The 24,485-nt window shown below is 35.7% G+C and carries 23 protein-coding genes; 12 read left to right on the forward strand and 11 right to left on the reverse strand.

What is annotated here, in order from left to right; translation table 11 throughout:
- Nucleotides 1-52: 52 nt before the first annotated feature.
- Complete coding sequence (locus H611_RS0102120; RefSeq protein ID WP_027136795.1) at nt 53-406, reverse strand: 4Fe-4S dicluster domain-containing protein; 354 nt, start codon at nt 404-406, stop codon at nt 53-55.
- A gap of 64 nt (nt 407-470) precedes the next feature.
- On the opposite strand from H611_RS0102120, the gene H611_RS0102125 reads away from it, so the two are divergent.
- The 5 genes from H611_RS0102125 (at nt 471) to H611_RS0102145 (ending at nt 4,996) form a co-directional block, all read left to right on the forward strand.
- Nucleotides 471-1,529 carry an acyl-CoA reductase gene (locus tag H611_RS0102125; RefSeq protein WP_027136796.1) on the forward strand — a complete coding sequence of 353 codons (1,059 nt, stop codon included), beginning with the start codon at nt 471-473 and terminating at the stop codon, nt 1,527-1,529.
- A gap of 87 nt (nt 1,530-1,616) precedes the next feature.
- On the forward strand, nt 1,617-2,681 hold the full coding sequence (serC, locus tag H611_RS0102130; protein ID WP_027136797.1) for a 3-phosphoserine/phosphohydroxythreonine transaminase: 1,065 nt from the start codon (nt 1,617-1,619) through the stop codon (nt 2,679-2,681).
- 79 nt (nt 2,682-2,760) lie between these two features.
- Nucleotides 2,761-3,711: a D-2-hydroxyacid dehydrogenase gene (locus H611_RS0102135; protein WP_027136798.1), complete on the forward strand. Its 951-nt coding sequence runs from the start codon at nt 2,761-2,763 to the stop codon at nt 3,709-3,711.
- A gap of 113 nt (nt 3,712-3,824) precedes the next feature.
- Nucleotides 3,825-4,463 carry a DUF937 domain-containing protein gene (locus tag H611_RS0102140; RefSeq protein WP_027136799.1) on the forward strand — a complete coding sequence of 213 codons (639 nt, stop codon included), beginning with the start codon at nt 3,825-3,827 and terminating at the stop codon, nt 4,461-4,463.
- Between the two features lie 89 nt (nt 4,464-4,552).
- Nucleotides 4,553-4,996: a DUF6146 family protein gene (locus H611_RS0102145; protein ID WP_027136800.1), complete on the forward strand. Its 444-nt coding sequence runs from the start codon at nt 4,553-4,555 to the stop codon at nt 4,994-4,996.
- Between the two features lie 45 nt (nt 4,997-5,041).
- On the opposite strand, the gene H611_RS0102150 is transcribed toward H611_RS0102145, so the two are convergent.
- The 10 genes from H611_RS0102150 to H611_RS0102195 all read right to left on the reverse strand — a co-directional run bounded on the left by H611_RS0102150 (nt 5,042) and on the right by H611_RS0102195 (nt 16,527).
- Nucleotides 5,042-5,650 carry a hypothetical protein gene (locus H611_RS0102150; RefSeq protein WP_027136801.1) on the reverse strand — a complete coding sequence of 203 codons (609 nt, stop codon included), beginning with the start codon at nt 5,648-5,650 and terminating at the stop codon, nt 5,042-5,044.
- A 166-nt stretch (nt 5,651-5,816) separates the two neighbouring features.
- The gene (locus H611_RS0102155; protein ID WP_027136802.1) at nt 5,817-6,611 is read right to left on the reverse strand and encodes a cation transporter; all 795 of its coding nucleotides are present in this window, start codon (nt 6,609-6,611) and stop codon (nt 5,817-5,819) included.
- Nucleotides 6,612-6,735: 124 nt separating this feature from the next.
- Nucleotides 6,736-9,135: a glycoside hydrolase family 95 protein gene (locus H611_RS0102160; protein ID WP_211223785.1), complete on the reverse strand. Its 2,400-nt coding sequence runs from the start codon at nt 9,133-9,135 to the stop codon at nt 6,736-6,738.
- A 156-nt stretch (nt 9,136-9,291) separates the two neighbouring features.
- On the reverse strand, nt 9,292-9,723 hold the full coding sequence (locus tag H611_RS0102165; RefSeq protein WP_027136804.1) for a hypothetical protein: 432 nt from the start codon (nt 9,721-9,723) through the stop codon (nt 9,292-9,294).
- A gap of 155 nt (nt 9,724-9,878) precedes the next feature.
- Nucleotides 9,879-10,415: a GNAT family N-acetyltransferase gene (locus tag H611_RS13815; RefSeq protein WP_035483150.1), complete on the reverse strand. Its 537-nt coding sequence runs from the start codon at nt 10,413-10,415 to the stop codon at nt 9,879-9,881.
- Between the two features lie 138 nt (nt 10,416-10,553).
- Nucleotides 10,554-11,459, reverse strand: coding sequence for an AbaSI family restriction endonuclease (locus H611_RS14410; RefSeq protein ID WP_051238684.1), 906 nt, complete (start codon nt 11,457-11,459; stop codon nt 10,554-10,556).
- Between the two features lie 9 nt (nt 11,460-11,468).
- Complete coding sequence (locus H611_RS0102180) at nt 11,469-11,813, reverse strand: hypothetical protein (protein WP_027136805.1); 345 nt, start codon at nt 11,811-11,813, stop codon at nt 11,469-11,471.
- Nucleotides 11,814-11,921: 108 nt separating this feature from the next.
- Entirely contained in the window at nt 11,922-14,546 is a 2,625-nt protein-coding gene (locus H611_RS0102185) for an AAA family ATPase (RefSeq protein ID WP_027136806.1), read from the reverse strand.
- A 159-nt stretch (nt 14,547-14,705) separates the two neighbouring features.
- Nucleotides 14,706-15,494, reverse strand: coding sequence for a hypothetical protein (locus tag H611_RS0102190; RefSeq protein ID WP_157515026.1), 789 nt, complete (start codon nt 15,492-15,494; stop codon nt 14,706-14,708).
- Between the two features lie 391 nt (nt 15,495-15,885).
- Nucleotides 15,886-16,527 (reverse strand): protein-L-isoaspartate(D-aspartate) O-methyltransferase, encoded by a 642-nt coding sequence (locus H611_RS0102195; RefSeq protein ID WP_027136808.1) that lies wholly within the window; start codon nt 16,525-16,527, stop codon nt 15,886-15,888.
- A gap of 159 nt (nt 16,528-16,686) precedes the next feature.
- On the opposite strand from H611_RS0102195, the gene H611_RS0102200 reads away from it, so the two are divergent.
- The 7 genes from H611_RS0102200 to miaA all read left to right on the forward strand — a co-directional run bounded on the left by H611_RS0102200 (nt 16,687) and on the right by miaA (nt 24,485).
- Nucleotides 16,687-17,652 (forward strand): Gfo/Idh/MocA family protein, encoded by a 966-nt coding sequence (locus H611_RS0102200; RefSeq protein ID WP_027136809.1) that lies wholly within the window; start codon nt 16,687-16,689, stop codon nt 17,650-17,652.
- A 60-nt stretch (nt 17,653-17,712) separates the two neighbouring features.
- A complete protein-coding gene (locus H611_RS0102205; protein ID WP_027136810.1) occupies nt 17,713-18,603 on the forward strand; it encodes a 3-hydroxyacyl-CoA dehydrogenase family protein in 891 nt (296 codons plus the stop codon).
- Between the two features lie 90 nt (nt 18,604-18,693).
- Complete coding sequence (locus tag H611_RS0102210; protein WP_027136811.1) at nt 18,694-19,365, forward strand: YggS family pyridoxal phosphate-dependent enzyme; 672 nt, start codon at nt 18,694-18,696, stop codon at nt 19,363-19,365.
- 12 nt (nt 19,366-19,377) lie between these two features.
- Complete coding sequence (locus tag H611_RS0102215) at nt 19,378-20,745, forward strand: exonuclease domain-containing protein (RefSeq protein ID WP_027136812.1); 1,368 nt, start codon at nt 19,378-19,380, stop codon at nt 20,743-20,745.
- On the forward strand, nt 20,742-22,706 hold the full coding sequence (locus H611_RS0102220; RefSeq protein ID WP_027136813.1) for a DUF3857 domain-containing protein: 1,965 nt from the start codon (nt 20,742-20,744) through the stop codon (nt 22,704-22,706). The genes H611_RS0102215 and H611_RS0102220 overlap by 4 nt, the downstream gene beginning before the upstream one ends.
- Before the next feature lie 26 nt (nt 22,707-22,732).
- The gene (locus H611_RS0102225; RefSeq protein WP_027136814.1) at nt 22,733-23,584 is read left to right on the forward strand and encodes an ion transporter; all 852 of its coding nucleotides are present in this window, start codon (nt 22,733-22,735) and stop codon (nt 23,582-23,584) included.
- Entirely contained in the window at nt 23,577-24,485 is a 909-nt protein-coding gene (gene miaA, locus H611_RS0102230) for a tRNA (adenosine(37)-N6)-dimethylallyltransferase MiaA (RefSeq protein ID WP_027136815.1), read from the forward strand. The genes H611_RS0102225 and miaA overlap by 8 nt, the downstream gene beginning before the upstream one ends.

Genomic DNA, 24,485 nt, shown 5'->3' on the forward strand with positions numbered 1-24,485 from the left:
AAAAAATCCTGAACTAAAATTCAGGATTTCCTTATTATTATATATTTCAAAATTAATCTTCAGGGTGCATAAAGCGTTGTTTAGCTAACAATTCTTCTTCTGTTTCTACATGATCATCATCAGGCACACAACAATCTACCGGACAAACAGCCGCACATTGAGGCTCATCGTGAAACCCTTTACATTCGGTACATTTATCAGGAACAATATAATAAAGTTCATCACTAATAGGTTCTTGCGCCTCATCAGCGTCAACCTCAGTACCATTATTAAGCACTACAGTACCGGATAAACTGGTACCATCTTTATAGCGCCAATCGTCTGCACCTTCATATATTGCTGTGTTCGGGCACTCAGGTTCACAAGCACCACAATTTATACATTCATCTGTTATTATAATTGCCATAGCGTTTTTTCTTTCTAACTTTGCAACAAAAATAACGCCAAAACTATTCATAACCAAATACAGAATGCATTTACAAGAAAGAATTGAGGCTTTTGTAAAATTAGGAGATTTTTTAAGTCAATTTTCTAACGAAGCTGTTCAAAAAAAAAATAATATTGAACACAACGACCTATTTTTCGATGGTTTTAAACATCAGTTAAAATTAGCGCAAGAACATAATGGGTGGTTCACCCCAGAAAACATTACCTACTCAATAAATAGCTGGGTAAATGCTTTATCTGAAAGCAATTTAACCAAATGGCTTGAACCTTATAACATTTCGGTAAACAATCCCAAAACAATTGCCATTGTTATGGCGGGGAACATTCCGCTCGTTGGTTTTCATGATTTTTTATCGGTATTAATAACGGGACATAAGGTTTTAGTAAAACAATCTTCTAACGACAAACAATTACTCCCTTTTCTTGCTAAGTATTTAGAATATGTGGCACCAGGATTTAAAGGACGCATTCGATTTACCGACAATAAAATTGAAAACTTTGATGCCGTAATAGCTACGGGTAGTAATAATACAGCACGCTATTTTGAATACTATTTTAAAGGAAAACCGGCTATAATAAGAAATAATCGAAATTCGGTAGCTGTTCTAACGGGCGAAGAAAGCGAAAGTGAATTACAAAACCTAGCGGAAGATATCTTTAGATATTACGGTTTAGGTTGCAGAAACGTATCGAAGTTATTCGTTCCTAAGAACTATAATTTCGAAGCCTTCTTTCAGGCAATGTATCCTTGGCACCATATTATTGATGGCGCAAAATATGCTAACAATTACGATTATAACAAAGCAGTTTACCTGATGAGTGAATTCGAAATGCTAGAAAATGGCTTCTTAATGATTAAAGAAGACACAAGCTATGCTTCACCTATCGCGACGGTTTTTTATGAATATTATGACGACAAAGCCCAACTAACTAAAAAATTGGATACTGATAAGGATCTAATTCAATGTATTGTTGCCAATGGATTTTCTGAAAATGAAATTGCATTTGGGCACACGCAAAAACCTCAACTTTGGGATTATGCAGATAGTGTCGATTCTGTTGAATTTTTGTTAGCGATTTGATTAAAAAATTATTGAATTTTCAGCGCTTAATTACCAATTAATTAGCAACTTTGTGTCTTTAAAATCTACAACTCTACAGACATAAAAATGAAAAAACATAATTTCAGTGCAGGACCAAGTATTTTACCTCAAGAAGTCCTTTTAAAGGCTTCTGAAGCCGTTCAAGATTATAACAACAGCGGGTTATCCTTAGTTGAAATATCTCACCGAAGTAAAGATTTCGTTGAGATTATGGAGAACGCAAGAGCTTTAGTTCTAGAATTACTCGGATTAGAAGGCAAAGGTTACAGCGCATTATTTTTACAAGGAGGAGCCAGTACGCAGTTCTTAATGACAGCCATGAACTTACTTGAAAATAAAGCTAGTTTTTTAAATACTGGTTCATGGAGTGAGAAAGCTTTAAAAGAAGCTAGAATGGTTGGTACTATTGAAGAAATCGCCTCATCTAAAGATGCCGGTTTTAACTACATCCCTAAGGGATTTAGTATTTCTTCAGATTATGATTATTTTCACTGTACTTCAAACAATACTATTGTAGGTACTCAAATAAAAGAATTCCCGAACTCACCTATCCCAATGGTATGTGATATGAGTAGTGATATATTTTCACGTGTATTAGACTTTTCACAATTCGGTCTTATCTATGCCGGGGCCCAAAAAAACATGGGACCTGCAGGAACTACTTTAGTAGTAGTTAGAGAAGATATTCTTGGAAAAATCACGCGTCAAATCCCTTCTATTTTAGATTACCAAAAACACATTGGTGCCGGAAGCATGTTAAACACGCCTCCAGTATTCGCTGTGTACACTTCTATGTTAACATTAGAGTGGTTAAAAGATATGGGGGGTATTGCTGCCATCGAAAAAGAAAATGAAAAGAAAGCAAGCATTATGTATTCTGAAATCGATTTAAACCCATTATTTAAAGGTTTTGCCAAGGAGGAAGACAGATCGTTAATGAATGCAACCTTTAACTTAACAAATGATAACCTTAAGGACACTTTCGAAACGATGCTAAAAGAAGCAGGAATTAGTGGTGTTAATGGACACAGAAGCGTTGGTGGTTACAGAGCTTCTATGTATAACGCACTTCCTGCAGATAGTGTAAAAGCACTTGTTGAAGTCATGAGTGAATTAGAAAGTAAAGCCTAAAAATTATAATCAACTTAAAGTTTAGGATTTAATATGTCTTAATTGACTTATTAAACCTTTACTTTTAAACTTAATAACAATGAAAGTATTAGCAAACGACGGTATCTCTCAAAGCGGAATTGACGCCTTAGAAAAAGGTGGATATGAAGTATTAACAACAACCGTGGCTCAAGAACAATTAGTAAATTATATTAACGAAAAAGATATTACTGTTTTATTAGTACGTAGTGCTACAACAGTACGTAAAGACCTAATCGATGCTTGTCCGGGACTAAAAATTATTGGTCGTGGTGGTGTTGGTATGGATAACATAGATGTGGAATATGCTCGCGAAAAAGGGTTACACGTAATCAATACACCAGCTGCCTCATCACACTCTGTAGCCGAATTAGTATTCGGACACTTTTACGGATTGGCTCGTTTCTTACATAACTCAAACAGAGACATGCCGCTTGAAGGCGACAGCAACTTTAAAGGCTTAAAGAAAGCCTATTCAAAAGGTATCGAATTAAAAGGAAAAACCTTAGGGGTACTAGGTTTTGGTCGTATTGGACAAGCAACTGCTAAAGTAGCCTTGGGAGCTGGTATGAAAGTTATCGCTTTCGATCCATTTTTAGAGAAGGCCGATTTGTCTTTAGAATTTTATGACGGACAAACCGTAAGCTTTGAAATCAATACGATTTCTAAAGAAGACGTTTTAAAGCAAGCTGATTTCATCACATTACACGTTCCTGCGCAGAAAGATTACGTCATTGATGAAGCCGAATTCAATATGATGAAAGACGGTGTCATTATTGCAAACGCTGCTCGTGGTGGTGTGGTAAATGAAGTAGCCTTGGTTAAAGCCATTGAAAGTGGAAAAGTAGCAGGTGCTGCTTTAGATGTATTCGAAAAAGAACCTAAACCAGAAATTCAGTTATTAATGAATGCATCATTATCATTAACACCACATACTGGTGCTGCTACTAATGAAGCCCAGGACAGAATTGGTACTGAATTAGCATCACAAATTATAAGTATTCTTGGTTAATTAAATTAAACCATTAATAACATAACAATTAAGTCCTGCACAAATAGTGCAGGACTTTTTTTTTGTACCTTAAATCCCTGAATTTTTCAATACAAATCAAATAAACCAAACTTATGTCAGGAATTTTAGATTTATTAAACAGCGATTTAGGACAAACCATAATCAATGGCGTTTCTAATCAAACCAAACAGCCAAAAAATAAAACTCAGGATGTACTAACCATGGCCCTACCTGTTTTAATGCAGGCTATGAGAAATAATGCTTCAAACCCAGAAGGTGCCCAAGGTATACTAAATGCCATTAGTAATAAACACGACGGAAGTATATTAGATAATCTGGATGGCTTATTTAGCGGAGGTATTAGTGATACTGTTATGTCTGATGGTGGCAACATATTAAATCATATCTTAGGAAACAAACAGCAACACATAGAAACAGCTCTAGGCGCTAAATCAGGGATCGATTCGAATACGGTTGCTCAGATTTTAAAAATTGCAGCTCCTATTGTTATGGGCTTATTAGGAAATCAAGCCAAGCAAAATAAAGTAACTAATTCCAGTGGATTAGAAGGTTTACTAGGAAATTTAGTAAACACAAACTCGAAAAATCAAGAGCAAAGTTTTATAGAAACGATTCTTGATGCCGATGGAGACGGCAGTGTAATAGATGATGTTGCCAATATGGTTTTAGGTGGAAATAAAAAGAAAAGTGGTCTTGGAGGTATGCTGGGTGGACTATTCGGCAACAAATAAGTTTATGCTTGAAAACCAATAAAACAATTTTTTGTTAAAATAGAATAAACCAAAATGAATCAGTCCTAAATTTCGTAAATTAAGGTATTATGAAAACAATAATATACATTTTAGGACTGATTGGTTTGATGGTGAGTTGCAACACCCCTAAATCAACTTCGACAGCAAGCAACAAAACAGAACGCCTAGCAAATCAAAAAGTCAGTGACACGGTCACTATTAGCAACGACAGTCTGGAGTATGAAATTATTATTATTGAACCTGGTTTTAACGCTTGGTTACTAAGCCGCGCCCAACCTGAAGGCTATTATTCTCAGCAATTCTTAGAAAACCGTAACTATATTTATGTTACCGAATGGAATCAACGCGTCATGCAACCTCAGCGATATAACCCCAATTTATATGAATTACCAATCGATTATCAACCCAACATCGATTATGGCTATGAAGTAAACTACAAGTTATATAATTATTTCATCTATTTTCAGCTAACTTATAATCAAAGACTTGGACCCTTTGTACCGAGAATTTAAAGTCTCCTTGATTAATTAAAGTATCGGCATATTAGGAAAGGAGCCCTACTCTATTCGACTTCTTAACAAGCCTATCATGGTTCCAATACCAATTCCAAAATAGGACGTATCCTTATTAATTTGCACCATGGGAGAAAGGGTTAATCCAAAATATCTTGTAAACGGAAATTCAATTTTTGGATTGATAATAAGGCTTATGGTATTATGTTTTCTATAATCCCATAAATAATTTCCAACAAACCCAGCGCCATTATCAATACGCTGCCAATTTTCAGGGGTTTCAATGATAGTGTAGCCCAGCCCAATCGACATATTCGCTCTAATAGTACCCCTCGGGTTTAATTTATAAAGCTTTCCCACACATAGCTGAAAATTTTCAAATTGATCGTCAGGGTCACCCACACCAAAAAGAAGCACGCCTATCAATCCCGAATTAAAATCTTTGGGTTTCGACTTCGCGTCTCTTATATTATCAGTATAGCCAATTTTAAATGTATAAGTGTCTTTATAAACATAATTAATATTTAAATCAACACCTATATAATTACCCAAATTCACTTCCCCCGTTAAATACAACGCGTTATTTGCATCAAATTGAGCATAAATCGTTGTACTAACCATCGAAAACAAAACTATTAGAGCAATGCGTTTCATTTAATAAAAATGTCATTCATAAATAAACCTTTCAAACTCATGTAATTAGTTAAGCACCAAATACCAATAACTTTTCATACTTAAAGATAGCTTAAATATGCCTTAATATCACAAATGCATAGCATTATATTACGTAACAGTCTTAAAATTAGATATTAACCAGAACCTATCTGCTCAATTTCAATATTCGAAAGGCTCCTTGAATTACCAGAATAAAAACTATAATTCCGATTATTAAGTCCGGTTTATTAGAATGTAACCAGTTAACCAAGAGCCCTGCTATGATGACTCCCAAATTAATGATAACATCGTTTGAGGTGAAAATCATACTGGCTTTCATATGAGCCTCTTCTTTACTTTTAGATTTTTGTAAAATATACAGGCATACCCCATTGGCTATTAAGGCTAAAACAGACACCAAAATCATGGTCGAAAAGTTAGGAAGTTGCTCGGCGCCAAAAAAACGTCTCAACACCTCCACAAAGCCTATAACCGCTAATGTTATTTGAAAATACCCCGCAACTTTGGCAATGCGTTTTTTTCTAATAAGACTTCCTCCAACAGCAAATAAACTAATACCATAAACAAAACTATCAGCAAGCATATCTAAACTATCGGCCACTAGCCCCATTGATTTAGAAAACAATCCTGTTGTCATTTCGATTAAAAAAAACACGAAATTAATCCCTAAAACCGTCCAGAGCAGTTTCTTCTGATTTGAATTATCCTCAAATCCCGATTGTGTTGTTTCTTCAGTAGAAATTCTTTTACCTCCTAAATTTAAGTCTAAAACCGATGTTTCAATATCATCAACGTCTCCCCTATGGAATACCGTTAATTTCCGATTGGGTATATCGAAATCTAAATGAGCAATACCCGATAGTCCGTCCAGCTTCATACGGATCAGGTTTTCCTCTGAAGGACAATCCATTTTAGTAATCTCAAATACCGACTTATTCATGAAGTGATTATTTTTTTCCTCTCTTAAGACTCATTACAACCAATAAGATATGGATTTAATGGTATTCAGGCAATACCAAAGGCCTCATAGCCCTTATTTAAAACATGACACCATTCTATTTTAATTAGTTTTCTTTAATAGAAGGTTCAAATATGTAAACGTCTCCACTCTTTATTTCGATATTAACCGCTTCACCCTGATACATTAATGTAATCTTGTTATCCCGAGCCGAACGAATGGTGGCATAATCTAACAAATTGTTACTCCAGGACATATCTACGGTTAACCCCCCTCTGGCTTTTAAACCTTTTATGTGACCACGCTCCCAACTATCGGGTAAGGCCGGCAACAATCTAATTATGCCTTCCTCATGCGATTGCAGTAGCATTTCAGATACCCCTGCGGTGTAACCAAAGTTTCCATCTATTTGAAATGGAGGATGCGAATTAAACAGGTTATTATCGGTAGACCTTTTCAATAAAAGCTGAATGTGCTCATGTGCCATGTTACCATCTAATAATCTGGCACTGCAATTAATCAACCAGGCTCTACTCCATCCTGGTCCTGCACCACCATTTTCTAAGCGGTAGTCCAACGTATTTCTAACCGCTTTAAAAATTTCCGGGTTATTGGCTTTCGTTATTTGGTTTCCTGGGTGAAACCCATATAAATGAGACATATGTCGGTGTCCTGGTTCTAATTCCTTGTAAGGTCGATCCCATTCCAGTACTCTGCCATCATCACCAATTACAAAGCCCGGTCGTAATTTCGATTTCTGCTGTTTAACTTTTTCCAGAAATTCATGATTGATATTTAAAACATCACAGGCTTTTATGTAATTATTAAAAACCTCATAAATGACCTGTTGATCCATGGCACTACCTAAACAACTGGCAACAGGCTCGCCTGCTTCATTCAAATACCTGTTTTCAGGCGAGGTAGAAGGCGCTGATATTAAATAGCCATCTCGGGGGTCTTCAATTATCCAGTCGCTATAAAATTTAGCGACTTCCTCGATAGCCGGTAAAGCTCTTTCCTTTAAAAACATTTTGTCTTGAGTAAATTCGTAATGCTGCCAATAGTGCTGCATTAACCAACCACCGCCTCCTATAGAACAGCCCCAATACGCCGTAGGAGCCCGTAACCAGGTAGTCGCCCATAAATCTGTGGCATGAGGAATAAAGCTCCCGCGACAACCAAAGTTTTTACTCGCGGTTTTTTTACCATTTTCAACTAAGCGGTCTATATAATCAAATAATGGATTATTGAGTTCCCCAAGGTTAGCCACATCGGCAAGCCAATAGTTCATTTGCAGATTGATATTAAGGTGGTAATCGCCATTCCAAGGCGCTTCGATATTGTCATTCCATAAGCCCTGGAGGTTAGCAGGATTGGTACCCACACGTGAAGAACTAATAAGCAGATAACGTCCGTATTTATAGAGTAACTCCTCTAAGCCTAAATCAATAGCTCCCTTTTTAACGCGATCAAGGCGTTCATCTATAGGCAAGCTATCTTTTTTGACTCCTGTAAGTTGAAAATCCAATCTGGAATACCATTTTTGATAATCTTCAATATGTTCTTTAAGCAGTTTATCAAAACTTTTTGATGCTACCGCCTTCATATCTAATTTGTTCTGATCCTGATAGGAATCAAAATAATAAGAAGAATTAGATACGATATAAATAGTGGCCTCTTTTACATGATCGAGTTTAAGATAATCCTTGCCTTGCTCGATGTTCCCGCCCTGATGGTTTACCTTAAGCATAGTTTCAAACTTTACGCCTTCTAAAATAGGGTAAGGTTCAGAATTAAACTTACCTGCTCGCTGGGTTACTTCACCCTGCATAAGCAACAGGCTATCATCAGAAACAGATACTTTGGCGGTATCGTAACCCATATCTTGTGGCCTGCTAAGTGTTAGTCTGGCATTTAATCCTTCCGGAGCATCCGAGGTTAATTTTATAATAATGGCCTTATGTGGATGTGACGTAAATACTTGCTCCGTAACCAGAGAGCCACCCGACTTATAAGACACCGTAGCCAGCGCTTTATTTAAATTGAGCTCTCTACGATAATCGGAAATATCCTGATGATCAAAATCAATAAATAAATCACCCATAGTTTGATGTGACCGCACGATCGTTTTACGAGAAAATTTATCTACAAATAATTGATCGGCTTCACTTTGCTTACCTTCAAACAGTAATGCTCTAATCTTTTCCAGATCCTCTTGAGTCCCTTCCGGTTCAGTCCAATCTTCCATATCACCAGGCCACATGGAATCGTCGTTTAATTGAATGCGTTCGGCAGATGTCTTACCAAAAACCATAGCACCCAGTTTACCATTGCCAAGTGGAAGCGCCTCATTCCAGCTTTTTGCAGGGCTACGATACCATAATATATCTTCGTTTTTAACGTCTTGTGCTGTACAACCAACAAACATAAAAGCAAATATGATACCGACACACATAAAATAACATCTCCTGATTTGCCCTTTAAACACGGTTTTCTGAATACTCATTTTCATTGATTTACTGAATAATATCATGGTAAGATTTTGAGAGCGTAATTAAATACTATTTTTTCTATCTTCAAAAATTTTGGTTTATTAATTAAGCTGAATTACAAGTAATAATGTCATGAATACGCAACTTATATTTGCTTCCTGTTATTTATGTTAATTCAACGGAGTCATGCCGTTTTGGTCGATGGCTTGTTTTTCATTTTCTGCGAGTGAAAATTTCAAATTTTTCCAGGCAGTTCCCTCAAAACCTTTTAGCTCAATACCATCGTTGGTCTTGGTTACAGTAAAGAGGAAATTGGCAAGATTAGAACCCTGGTTTGTAGAAATCTGATCCAGTTCGGTCATTCCAAATTGATTAATAGCCTGTGGTTGATTATCATTAAGGATAAAGGTTAAGGCAATCCAGGCACTACCCTTAAAACTTTGCATTTTAATACCATTTTTTGTGGTTTCAATAACCACTTTAAAATCTTTTAAATCTTGCGGTGCTTTATCTTGCGCCTTTAATTCGGAACTTGCAGCAAGTACTAACAGGATTATTAACACAGGAGCGTATAGGTTTTTAATTTTAAGTCTGGGGGTCATATCGAGTTAGGGTTTTGTGGGGCATTCATGATTAGCAACTATGCTGTTGATGAGGAGACGTTGGAAATTCCATTAGGAAGGCAGCCGCTTTAATCTTTCTTGGAGCCATAGGTAACCGCATTGCTTTTATGAGATGTTAACTTTGAGAAACTGAGCTAGTGCTCTTGATAGGATATAGTGTTGTTTATAGGCTTTTTTTCTATTTTGTATATCACAGCATCTTGTCCTTCAAAGTTTGTGTTTTGTTCAAATTCAAGTCCAATTTTTTCTAATACTTTAATTGAACCCATATTTTCATTCATTGCTCTGCCAATAATTCTTGTTAGATTTAGTTTTTCAAACCCATAATCTAGGCAAGCTTTGGCACTTTCTGTTGCATAACCTCTATTCCACACTTTTTCAAAAAACCGAAATCCAATATCTGTTTCATTTTCTATTTCTCCTAATTTTAATCCACACCAACCAATAAACTCATTATTTTCTTTAGTAATCACAGCCCATCTTCCATATCCATTTAATTTGTAGTCCTGGTAGTTTTCTAGAAATCTTTTAGCTTCTTCAATATTCTTAAAAGCAGAATTTCCAGTATATTTTATGACATTTGGATTTAGGTTTAGCTTATAGAAGTTTTCAGCATCCTGAACATTAAATTCTCTTAATAAGAGTCGAGTTGTTTCTAAAATTATTTCCATTTCATACAGTTCTTACAGCTTACGTATTTGTGTAAGCGTCAGTAACGGGAAAGTACGCGAGTACTTTCCCGTTACTGACGCACCTAATTTAGCAAAGCGAGTTGAATTTCCGAATAGGAAATTCAGCCGTTATTGCCCTTACACGTTGTTGTGTACAGGTTTTTTTATCCTAAAATCATCAATGCTTTCTGAAAACCTTTTCCAAATTACTTTGTTTTGCTTTTTACTAATCTCTATTGAAAATTCATAACAACCTACAAATTTGTAAAAATTAAAACCTAGTTCATCTTTATATTTGAAAAATACGACACGTTTGCAATTTGGTGATTTTTTAATAAAATAATTTAAATGACTTATGGATTTTTCGTCGTCGATGTGTTCTTCTGTGATATACTTGAAGTCTTCATAAAAATCATTGACCCAATTATTTTTTTTCTTTTTTTCTGGCCACCAAATTTCTGTATATCCTTCTTTAGGATATTTCACGGCTCCTGGTTTTAAAAACCCTCTTTTTTTTATTTCCACATTGAATAGAGTCCCAATATCATCTATTGTCCTTAAATTGATATTGTCAGAAGCTTTTAATGTGTTTTTATTTAACCAGTATTCAGGTTTTAGTTCATTTCCATCCCAAGGTTTAAAATTCCCTTTTGTTTTTTGTTCAAGACAAATGCTATTAATTTCCTCAATAATTTTGTCTACTTGGCTGTGTATTTGTTCAAGGTTTCCTCTACAATCAATAAATCTTATTATATGGTCTTTTGTAGATGTTTTAATATCATTAGCTCTTATTAAATCCAATTCCTTTTTTAAATTGTCTTTATAGTGGAAATCTTCATTAACTTCTATATGATAATCAAATTGAGGAAAGAAAATATCTGTTAAAGCATATTTGCCATCACCTCTATTTACATACTGTTGATGACAAATTTTAATATTTGTATTATTTAATTGATGCCAAATGCGAGTTAAGATATAGTTTTCTGTTCTTTTTTTGCTTGTTTTTTTGAATATCCTTGAAATGTAATCTAGCTTATAATCCATATCCTTTTATTAAACGTGACTTCCTTTGGTTAGCCAAGTAATTATTTTCCATATTATTTTAAATGGTAAAAATATTAATGTAAATATGGTAAAAGAGCTAGATTTACTTTTTGACGTTTTATTTGAGTTTTTGTTTTCTTTATTAGGTTTTATTACCTTTTCTTGAATTATACTGATTTTTCTAGGGTTGATTTCAACTCCCGGATAGTGATTAGCTAAAAAAGCAGTTATGACTTGGTCTTTTTTAGCTCCGTAAAAAGTATTAAGTGTTTGTCTGTCTAAATCAACAGTTTTTTGAATAATTACAGGTCCATTTAATTGTCCTGTTCCTCTAAAAGTAACTCTTGTTATCATATTGGTTTTTGTTAATTTTTTTGTCAAACTTGTACACAACGGTCCGTGTATGGTGTCGTAGCTATCCCGAAGGGTAGCTATGCACTATACACCTTGTTATGCTTTTTTTTATTGCCTTTTTCTTTTTCGCATATCACCTAAATAATCTTCTAGTACTTTAATATCAGCTTCGATTTCATCAGAGTCTGGCATAGTTTCAATTAAAGCAGCTGAGGAATCATGGCCCCTCATATAAGTCGAACATTTTTTCATGTTTTCCTCAATTAGATTATAGTCGTTATCTGTTAGGTCTGTGAGCACTTTAATCCTTAAAGTTTGAATTTCTCTTCCAAACCTTTGAACAACCTTATTTAATAAAACTTCCTCAATAAACCTTTCCCATGTTTCTCTTAGCTTACCATAAAAGGGTATTGCATGTTCTCTGTAAACCTCTTCGGTTTCATTTTTTTCAATTGATTTTAACCTAACTAGACCATTTTTCAAGACTCCAAGACGTTTTTTAACCGGAAGAGTGTCCCAAGGTGGATTCGTTGCAATTATTCCCGTCTCAGTTTTTTTCCTAGTCAGACTTTTTACATCTAAGTCACAATTTAGCTTTGAACAATGCTCCTCTATCATTACTAGAAAAGTAATATCGTGAGTAAATACAATAACCTGTCTTTCTAGCGCTTCTTCTGTAATCCTTTTAGAAATTTTATTTCTCCATTTGTGGTCAAGAGAAGATACAGGGTCATCAAAAATTATTGCGCTTTTGTGTTCCGAAATTGACAATTCAGATAAAAAAGTAGATAAAGAGATACACCTATGTTCTCCTTCACTTAGGACATCTTTTAATGCGATTCCGTTTGTGTTGTTTTCGCCAAGTCTAAGGTAGTGATATTGCTTGCCTCTTTGCCCTTTAGTTTCAGTTTCAATCTTGATATTTTTAAAACCTAATTTTTTAAGTTCCGTTTGGAAATTCTGTTTGAGATTTTCATTTATGTATTTAGTTGTTAACTCATTACTTAGAATTGTAATTGTTCGAGTATTACATCTACTTAGGCATTGATTTAGTAGCTTAATCTTTTTTTGTCGATAAATTTCACGACCTAATTTTGGTTTGTAATCAAAAATCTTTTTTTCTCCTTTTAGCTGAGCTAATTCCTTGACCAGTGGTTTTAAATCTTCATCTATGGATTGAACCTTTAATTTCTCGTTAGTTGCTTCTAACTTTTTAATGAGTTCTTGAATCAAAGTTTTAGGGGTGTCAGAAATATCAACAGGATCAGTACTTTCAATTGTTTTTTTTGAGTTGAAAAGCTTCTTTATGTAATCTTTCTGGTTTGAAAGTATTTTTAAGTATTCAGCTTGTTTCTCAGAGTACTTTTCAACGATTTCGTCTAATTCAAGGGCTATTGGTTCTTGCTCGCTAAAATTAAACTCAAGTCTGTCTAAATTATCAATTGCTAAATCATATTTCTCAAGTGCTTCATCATAAGATTTTTGAATGTCATTCTTTACAAATTCTTCGAACGTAGTGAACCTATTTTTTGCTTGTTCACCTAAATCTTGAAGACAGAGAGGACAGTTACTATTTTCAGTAACTTCTGGAAAGTTATCTGTTTGAGTACTTTCATTGTAAAATTTTCTAGCACTTTCCCACAGTAGTTTCCAAGAACTATTCCCAACTCCATCCATTGGTAAATCAGAAAAAGCTTTTTCTGAAGAGTCAGCGAGTGCTTTTTTCGTTTGCGAAAAACTATTTAGTATTTGTTTAAAGTTAACTAAAGCCTGCCCTGTCAAGTAGTTCTCTAAAGCTTGAAATTTATTTTGTAAAATACTAAAGCGTTGTATTTTTTCTTCATTCGATTTTAAACTTTTTTTTGGGTCAGACGCCTTTAGTTTATCTATTTCTTTTGTCAGAGTTTCTACTCTTGCACTTTTTGCGTTATTCCATATAGATTCTGCTCTTAACTTGTCAAGTGTTGTTTCTGAACTTAAGCTATCCAGAAATACTTTGGCTGTTGTACCCTCAGCAACTTCCAAAAGCTCAAAATCAAACTTGTCTAAAGTGGGATCTGATAGCTCAACGTTTATTTGGGATTCAACTTTATTAACCGCTTCTGCCAATTTTTCCACGATTGATAATCCTTGCGGGATAAAAGCAATCTCATCCTCACCTTCAATGTAATGATTGGCACTAAAAGTGTCGAAGACATCAATTTTTTTTAGAGTATTATCATTTACACTTTCATTGATAAGATTAACAGTTGAAAAGGTTGTTCCATTAGTAGTATATTCTACATCTGCTTTTTTATCATTTCCAAAACAAGCAGGGTCATACAAATTGTCATTTATTTTTGGTTTATGCCCTCTGGTGTTACAAGTATGTTTTAAAATACTCACATAACTTGATTTTCCTGAGCCATTATCTCCATAGACAAGAGTAAGTCCATTTGAGGCAAATTCTAATTCACTCGTTTTTGAGAGTGCGTTTATGTTGTCCACATTGGAAATTTTAGTGAGTATTATGTCATCACTACTTGTCGCGTTATTTGCGAAGTCTCTTAAATCATCAAAATCCACTTCATCAAAATCAAAGTCCGATAACTCATAATCCACTTTACAGATTTCCTTTAGTTCAGAAATATCATTATCAGTTAGTTCATTATTTCTAATTAAGCGGTCAATGGCAACTTGCCAAAAAATAGGCTTGTTTTCCACCCAATCAATTATATCATTTAGTATTGGCATTATCTGTATTTATAGGGCTGGTTTTTAATAAAGCACAACGGTCTAGTGTATGATTTCGTTGCGTGGTTTAAGCACTAAAGTTAGCAAATAAATCACAGATAGAAAGTCCGCGAGGACTTTAGTAAGTAGGCTATAACTAGCAATGAATTATACACATTGTTAGGCAACGTAATTTTCTTTCCAACCATTAGTTTTAGCAATTAATTCAGGATATAGACAAGATGAATTTCCGTCTTTTGAAACCAAAATTTTAATTGAATCTCCAATTGATTTGTTATTTGTCAAAGCAAAATTATTAGTCCTTGATTTCGCAACTTTATTTCCGTATTCATAATGCACATCCATTGACGAGCCAAATTTCGAAAATGTGAAACCTTTATTGTGACTTATTGAAATTATTTTTCCGTCCATAATTCTGCCTGTTTTATACAATGAAATTTCTTTATTTATTCGTGAGTATAGTAGATAGGAAAGAATTAGTCCAATCAAAAGAATGGCTCCAGCTATGTAATACATAAAATCTATACTAAACGAATATTGTTCAAATTCGGTTGGCATTGATTCTCCGTTCAAATGTTTAATTGGAATTATATCTCCAATTTTTAAATTATCAGTTTTTTCTGGTTCAAAAACACTAAACTTTGATTCCGTTTTCTGACCGTTGTTGTCAAATTCATAAGTCAGAATTTGTGGATTATTTCTATTGATAGTTATATTATCAATTCCTTTAATTCCAGTTAGAGTAGCATTGGCTGTTATTCCATCAGATTGTATTTTTTCAGCGTTTTCAACAAATGGGAAACTATTTCCTAATGAATTCATCATTAAGCCCATTGGAAGAAAAAGAAGTAATGCAAATGCAATTCCTTGAAATGCAAAGAGTAGTAGAATTGGTCTGATTTTGGCTCTTTGCCAGATGGTTTTGAAATTGGTTTTTCTATTTGTCAATATCGTTTGTCTTTATGTTGCCTAACAATAGCATAAACACCATGGCGTTTATCTATATTATATTTACCCCAAATATATCAGTATTTCACACTTTAACTTTACGGTTTTTCGTATAGTTTTTAAAATTTTATCAACATTTCCTACATGAATTTTAGTGCTGTTCCGGTTTTATTCAGCTAAAACCCCATCTTACCAAAAACCACCCGAAGCAGAGACGAACAAAACCCCTCTTTTTTTGGTCTCAGTCTCAAATTGTGTCAAATTGTGTCAATATTTGGAAATTTCAACAACGTGTTGTATTTTAACAGATTACACAAACCTAACTAAAGGGCATAGCCAGCCATCAGCCAGAATAGGCTTGGTTTAAAAAAGACATACTTTTCAGGAGGTACTAATTCTTGTTTTCTAACAAGGGTACAAAACGGAATTCACCAAACTCATGCTGCTCAAATTCTTTAGTGCCTTTTCTAATAAATAAGGTCATGGTTTGCACATCAACGCCTACCGGAATGACTAATCGGCCACCGACTTTTAACTGACTTAGCAAGGGTTTAGGCACAAAGGGTGCCCCTGCCGTAACAATAATACTATCAAAAGGCGCTTCATCGGGTAAGCCTTTATAGCCATCGCCAAAAATAAGACTCTTGGCGCGATAGCCTATTTGTGGTAAAAACTTCGAGGTTTTCTTAAACAGTTCCTGCTGGCGTTCTATACTATATACTTTAGCGCCCAACTCGATAAGCACGGCGGTCTGGTAACCACTACCCGTACCTATTTCCAGCACCTTATCGCCGGGTTGTACCTGCAATAATTCACTCTGAAAGGCTACCGTATAAGGCTGCGAAATGGTCTGGTCGGCCGCAATAGGAAAGGCTTTATCTACATAGGCATGATCCAGGAACCCCGAGTCCATAAATAAATGCCTAGGTATCTTACCAATAGCCTTTAAAACCCCTGGTTGTTTTATGCCTTTATCTATTAAAACATTAACCAATTGCTGCCTCAATCCCTTATGCCTAAACGTATCTTTCAATGTCTTGTGAAGTTTAATAAGGGTAAAATTAGTTAAACATTTTAAAGACCGAAACAATTTCTTAACATTTTACAGGATTATAATTTTCGTTAAAAAATTCTTTATTAAATAGGCAATACCTCTGCTAAAATCTTATTTTTGTTGAAAACGTAAATAATTATGCTAAAAGCTGGTGTTCTGGGTGCTGGTCACCTTGGAAAAATTCATTTAAAACTCCTTAAACAGTCTGAAAAATACGAACTTGTAGGTTTTTATGATGCGGATGAAGAAAACGCGAAACGCGTAGAGGCCGAGTTCGGGTATACTTACTTTAATTCTATTGATGCCTTAATCGATGCGGTCGACATGGTCGATATTGTAACGCCTACCCTGTCGCATTACGATTGTGCCAAGAAGGCCATTGCCAAAGGCAAGCATATTTTTATAGAAAAACCTATTACAAACACGGTTGAAGAAGCCGAACATATACGCCAGTTACTGGCAGAAAATAAATTACGTGGTCAGGTAGGTCATGTCGAGCGTTTTAATCCGGCATACTTAGCGGTAAAAAGCGAAATTAAATCGCCTATGTTTATCGAATCGCATCGCCTTGCCGAATTTAACCCGCGTGGTACCGATGTACCTGTGGTGCTGGATTTAATGATTCACGATATCGATATTATTTTAAGTGTTGTACAATCTAAAGTAAAACATATTAGCGCCAGTGGTGTGGCAGTAATTAGCAGTTCACCGGATATTGCTAATGCCCGTATCGAGTTCGAAAATGGATGTGTTGCCAATTTAACAGCCAGCCGTATTTCACTTAAAAAAATGCGTAAGGCGCGTTTCTTCCAGAAAGATGCCTACATATCGGTCGATTTCCTGGAAAAGAAATGTGAAGTGGTTAAAATGAAAGATGCACCGGAACATCCTGGTGATTTCGATATGGTATTACAGAATGCCGAAGGCGAGAAAAAACAAATTTATTTCGACAACCCACATGTAGAGAACAACAACTCTATCCTTGATGAGTTAAACGCTTTTGCCGATGCTATTAACACCGACACAGCTCCTGTTGTGACCTTACATGATGGCACCGAAGCCCTGCGCGTAGCAACCGAAATTATTAATTGCTTTAGCAAATAAACCCATCTGTCAAAAAGGCTTATTGGTTTCAAGTTTAATAAAGGATAAAAAATACCCATTATGAAACAGATTGCTGTTATTGGTGCGGGTACCATGGGGAATGGTATTGCTCATACCTTTGCACAAAGCGGATTTCAAGTTTCGCTTATCGATGTTAACGAAGTGGCATTAGAAAAAGGTCTGGCTACCATAGCTAAAAACCTGGACCGCATGCTGGCCAAAGAACATATTACCGAAGCTGAAAAATCACAAACCCTTGGTAATATTACCACGTATACCAGTATAGAAACTGGTGTAATGAATGCCGATTTAGTGGTTGAAGCTGCTACAGAACGCGTGGATTTAAAACTGAATATTTTTAAGCAGTTAGATAGCCTTTGTGAAGCTAAAACCATTCTGGCGACTAATACCTCATCGATTTCCATCACGCAGATTGCGGCTGCTACCAGTCGCCCGGAGCAGGTTATCGGGATGCATTTTATGAATCCGGTGCCTATTATGAAACTGGTGGAAATTATTCGAGGTTACAATACCAGCGATGCCGTTACCAAAACCATAATGGAACTATCTGAAACTTTAGGCAAAGTACCGGTAGAAGTAAACGACTACCCTGGTTTTGTGGCGAACCGTATTTTAATGCCTATGATTAACGAATCTATTGAAACACTTTACAACGGTGTAGCCGGTGTGTTAGAAATAGATACGGTTATGAAACTAGGTATGGCACACCCGATGGGCCCTTTACAACTGGCCGATTTTATAGGTCTGGATGTTTGCCTGTCAATTCTTAATGTCATGTACGACGGATTTAAAAATCCGAAATACGCCCCCTGCCCTTTGCTTGTAAACATGGTGCAGGCCGGTAAGTTAGGCGTTAAATCGGGCGAAGGATTTTACGATTACTCAGAACACAGAAAAGCCGAAGTTGTTTCGAAGCAATTTTTAAAATAAATTAGAAAACAGCAGGAACTGCATTCTAAACACCCATACCATTTACAAAAACATAAAACAATTCAGTACGGTTTAAAATGACGAGATAAGATGAGTATAGCAGATAACTTAAACCAGATAAAAAGTACCTTACCAGCGCATGTTACCCTGGTAGCCGTTTCGAAAACCAAACCTGTTGCAGATTTAATGGAAGCCTACAATGCCGGACAGCGCATTTTTGGTGAAAATAAAATTCAGGAAATGGTAGACAAGCACGAACAGATGCCAAAGGATATTAACTGGCATATGATTGGGCATGTACAACGTAACAAAGTAAAATACATGGCGCCTTTTGTGAGTTTAATTCACGGGGTCGATAACTACAAACTGCTCCAGGAAATAAATAAACAGGCCGCAAAACATGACCGGGTTATTAACTGTTTGCTACAATTAAAAATCGCGGAGGAAGATTCTAAATTTGGAATGAGTGAAGCCGACGCTAAGGCTATTTTAACTTCAGAAGCGTTTTCAGAATTAAAAAACATTCAGGTTGTTGGGGTTATGGGCATGGCTACTTTTACCGATGATGAAGATCAGATTCAGAAGGAATTCACCCGATTGAAATCGATTTTCGATACCTTAAAAAGCATTGATACCCCAAACTTTACGCCCAAAACCATTTCTATGGGCATGAGTGGAGATTATCAGTTAGCCATCGATTGCGGAAGTACCATGATTCGCGTAGGAAGTAGTATCTTTGGCGCGAGAAATTATTCAAATTAAAAGTAGAGTTCTATTTACGCGATATTAGACATAGAAACCACGGGCGGTAAATACAATGAAGAAGGCATTACTGAAATAGCTATCTACAAATACGACGGGCACAAAGTAGTAGATCAGTTTATCAGTCTGATAAATCCGGAGCGCGACATTCAGCCTTTTGTAATAAATCTTACCGGTATTAATAATAACATGCTGCGTAATGCCCCTAAGTTTTATGAGGTAGCCAAGCGTATTGTTGAAATCACCGATGATTGTATTCTTGTGGCGCATAATGCCCAGTTTGATTACCGCATTTTAAGTACCGAATTCAGACGTCTCGGGTATGAGTTCATTCGTCCTTCCTTATGTACAGTGGAACTTGCAAAAGATTTAATTCCGAATCAGCCGTCTTATAGTCTGGGAAAACTGGTGCGCTCTTTAGGGATTCCGGTTACCGACAGACACCGGGCATCAGGCGATGCACTGGCAACGGTAAAGTTGTTTAAACTGCTGTTAGACAAAGATGCTTCACGAAGCATTATTCAGCAATCCATCAAACTGAATCCCAAACATCAGTTAGAACCAAGACACCTGGATATCCTGGCCGATTTACCCTCTGTTACCGGCGTATATTACATACATAAAGCCAATGGCGATATTATTTACGTGGGTAAAAGCAAGAATATTAAAAGGCGTATTAATCAGCATTTCACAAACACTAATCAGAAATCTAAAAAAATACAGGCTTTAGTGCATTCCGTAAGTTATGAAGCTACAGGTAGTGAGTTGGTTGCGCTTCTTAAAGAAAGTGAAGCCATAAAACGTATTAAACCCATTTTTAATCGAGCACTACGTCGTACCATATTTACTCATGCCTTATATAGTTTTACTGACGATGATGGTTATATTAACTTAAAAATTGATGCTGCCGATGGCCGCAAAAAACCGATTACAACCTTTAGCAATCGGGATAGTGGCAAAAGCTTTTTAACCAAAGCTATTGAAGAATACAATCTATGCCAGAAACTGGCGGGTTTATATAAAACCAAAACCAGCTGCTTTAATTACGAAGTAAAGACCTGTAATGGGGCTTGCATACAAAAAGAATCGGCTGAAGATTATAACCAGCGCGTAGAAGCTCTGATAAATAAAAACAGCTACGCTAATAAAAATATGGTGATTGTAGATCGTGGTCGTGATGTAGACGAACACAGTGCCATACTTATTGAAAATGGTGTATTTAAAGGTATTGGTTATTATAATTTAAATTACCAGATAAACCATATTGAGGTGCTGGAATCCATTATTACACCCATGCAAAACAACCGGGATACCCAGCATATTATTCAAAGTTATTTAAGGAGAAATAATCGAGTGAAAATTATTACATTAGCTACATGAGAAAAATATGTAGCCTTTTAATTTTATTAAGTCATTCACTATTTATTTATTCACAGCAAGATCAAAACACTCCGAAATACCGTGTTTCTTTGAGTGATTTAAGAATGACGTCTCATGCAAAAGATTCAACCGCCAATGCCTTGGTTTTATACGAATCGGGAAACAGCTTCGTAGACCCCACCACCTATAGACTCCATTCGCAAGAAAAGCATAAGATTAAAATTTTTAATAAAGAAGGGTTCGACCATGCCAATATAAGCATATACCTGTATCAGAGCGACAATAATAGCTTTGAACGTGTTACGGATATTACCGCTACTACTTATACTCTGGAGGGCGATCAGGTTATTACCACCAAATTAGACAAAAACGACATACACGACATTGAGTACGATGAGCATCATGATTTGGTAAAATTTACCTTGCCTAATGTAAAAGCTGGTTCTGTTATAACCTATAGCTACACTACGGTATCGCCTTTTATGTTCAAATATAGAGGCTGGGAATTTCAGGGCGACATACCGAAGCTATATAGTGAATACAATGCCAGTATACCAGCCAACTGGGATTACCATATAAAACTGGTAGGTAGCGAAAAACTAACAATAAATGAATCTGAGGTAAAAAAGGGATGTTTAACTGGCGGTAATGGCGGAAAAGCTGATTGTTCGGTATCGAAATACGCCATGAAAGACATACCTGCTTTTATTGAAGAAGATTATATGACCAGTAAATCGAATTATTTAGCGCGTATAGATTACGAGCTAAAAACCTTTAAAGGCTTTAATGGAGTTCATAATGACTATTCGAAAACCTGGGAAACCGTAGATGACGAATTGAAATCTGATAAAAACATCGGACGGCAATTACAAAAATCGGTAGATACAGACGATTTATTGAGTCCAGACATTATGAACATGACCGACCCTTTGGCCAGAGCCAGTGCGATTTACGATTATGTTCAGGAACATTACATCTGGAATGGTGAATATAGAATATTTAAAGAAGTTTCGGTAAAAGACCTGATAAAAGAACGTACCGGTAATGTATCCGAAATCAATATACTATTGCATAACCTGCTGGAAGCTGCCAGTATAAATGTGAAGCCCGTACTGCTTTCTACCAGAAAAAATGGATTTGCAACTAAAATATACCCGGTAATATCGGACTTTAATTATCTGATTGTTCAGGCTGAAATTGATGGCAACACCTATCTACTGGATGCGACCGATAAATATTTACATTTCGGACAGCTTCCTTTTAAATGCCTGAACCATTACGGGCGATTATTAGATTTTAAAAACGGAAGTAGCTGGATTGACATCAAAGATAAAAACGTTTCTTCTATAGTATACAGTGTGTCCTTAGAGTTAAAAGAAGACAATGCCATGGCTGGTCATATAAAAACTAGGAAAACCGGTTATTATGCGCTTAATACAAAGAAGGATTATTTAAGTAATAAAAGTAATTATTTTACCAAGTTACAAAACAATTATGAAGACATGGAAGTTTTTGATTTTGAAGTAACAGACGACGATATTAATGCCTCGCAGTTCTCAGAATCTTACAATCTTGAATACCTTACAGACGCAATAGAAAACGCCATATATTTTAATCCGTTCCTTATTAAGTTTTTTAGTGAAAACCCCTTTAAACTTCAGGAACGCACCTACCCGATAGACTTTGGTTTTAAAGATACGTATATGTATATGTTACAGCTTAAACTTGGCGACCATTACAGTCTGGTTGAAAAACCAAAAGATTTCAGTTTAGGACTTCCAAACAATTCAGGCAGGGTCAACTTTAGTACAAAATTAATCAAGGATGTGGTTCATATATTTCTGAAAATAAATTTTAACTCCGACTTTTATCCTGTCGAGTATTATCCCTATTTAAAAGAAATCATGAATAAAATTGTAGATACGCAAAAGAATAGTATTTTACTACTAAAAAGAACCTAAGCTTTCTTTTAGTATTTTTGAAGAACATGGCAACTCAAAAACAAAAAACCTGGAAGGAAAAACTTTATGAAATTATTTATGAAGCAGATACGCCTGCAGGAAAGTTATTTGATGTTGTTCTTTTAAGTGTTATTCTGGCCAGTATCTTACTGGTTATGCTGGAAAGTGTAAAAAGTATTGACAACCAATACCATAGTATTTTAGATATTCTGGAATGGATTATAACCATTCTTTTCTCTATTGAATACATAGCAAGGATTGTTACGGTAAATAAACCATTTAAATATATTTTTAGCTTTTATGGCATTATCGATTTTTTATCGACCGTGCCCAAATACATTTCCTTAATTATCGGGGGCGTACATGCTCTGGCGGCATTACGAGCGCTTCGCTTATTGCGTATTTTTAGAATATTAAAACTTGCCAGGTATTTAGGAGCATCCAATAATTTGGCTGCTGCCATAAAATCAAGTAAAGCTAAAATATCCGTCTTTTTATTTGCGGTACTTATAGTCGCCATCATACTAGGTACGATTATGTATTTGGTTGAAGGTGAAGACAATGGCTTTACAAACATTCCTAAAAGTGTTTACTGGTGTATTGTAACCTTAACGACGGTTGGTTTTGGAGATATAGCACCGCAAACCCCCTTGGGGCAGTTTATAGCTTCTTTGGTTATGGTTTTAGGGTATGGCATAATTGCTGTTCCAACCGGTATCGTATCGGCTGAATACAGTACCCAAAATAAAAAAGATAAAAAAGAGGACACTTCAGATTTACATTTAAATACACAGACCTGTTCAAATTGTTTAGCTATAAACCACAAAGATGATGCGCAATTTTGTTATAATTGCGGTCATAATTTAAAGGATGAATAAGTATTTAATTTCCATTGTAGGCCCTACGGCTATAGGTAAAACCGCCCTAAGTATAAAACTCGCAAATTATTTTAACACTGAAATTATTTCGGCCGATTCGCGACAGTTTTTTAAAGAAATGCAAATTGGTACTGCCGCCCCAGATCAAGCGGAACTCGCCGCGGCAAAACATCATTTTATTCATCATAAATCCATTCAGGATAATTATAATGTTGGCGCCTTTGAAAAAGATGCGCTCAGCTGTTTAGAGGACTTATTTAAAGTCCATAAGGTGGTTATTATGGTTGGAGGTTCTGGTTTATACAGTAATGCCGTTACCAAGGGACTGGATGACTTCCCTAAGGTAGCTCCTGAAATTCGGGAACAACTGATTAACACTTTAGAATCTGAGGGATTAGCTCCGCTACAAAACCAATTAAAAACCTTAGACCCAACTTCGTATAACTATATGGCCATAGATAATCCACACCGGGTTATACGCGCTCTGGAAATATGCATAGGCACGAACAAGCCATATTCTTCTTTTTTAAATAAAGAAAAACAAGGTAGAACGTTTAAAACCATTACTGTAGGACTAACGGCCGATCGCGAGATTATTTACGATCGCATTAATCAACGTGTCGATATCATGATGGCTGCTGGTTTACTGGACGAAGTTAAAACACTAATAGCTTACAAGCACCTGAATGCCCTGAATACTGTAGGTTATAAAGAATTATTCAATTATCTGGATGGCAGTTGGACTTTAGATTTTGCGGTTTCTGAAATAAAGAAAAATACCCGTCGCTTTGCTAAAAGACAATTAACCTGGTTTAGAAAAGATACTGACACCCTTTGGTTTGACTACAAAACCGATCTTTCTGAAATTGTTGAGACGTGTCAGGCGGCTATAAAGGAATAA

Origin of the sequence: Gaetbulibacter saemankumensis DSM 17032, from assembly GCF_000425645.1 — a bacterium.
Classification (GTDB): domain Bacteria; phylum Bacteroidota; class Bacteroidia; order Flavobacteriales; family Flavobacteriaceae; genus Gaetbulibacter; species Gaetbulibacter saemankumensis.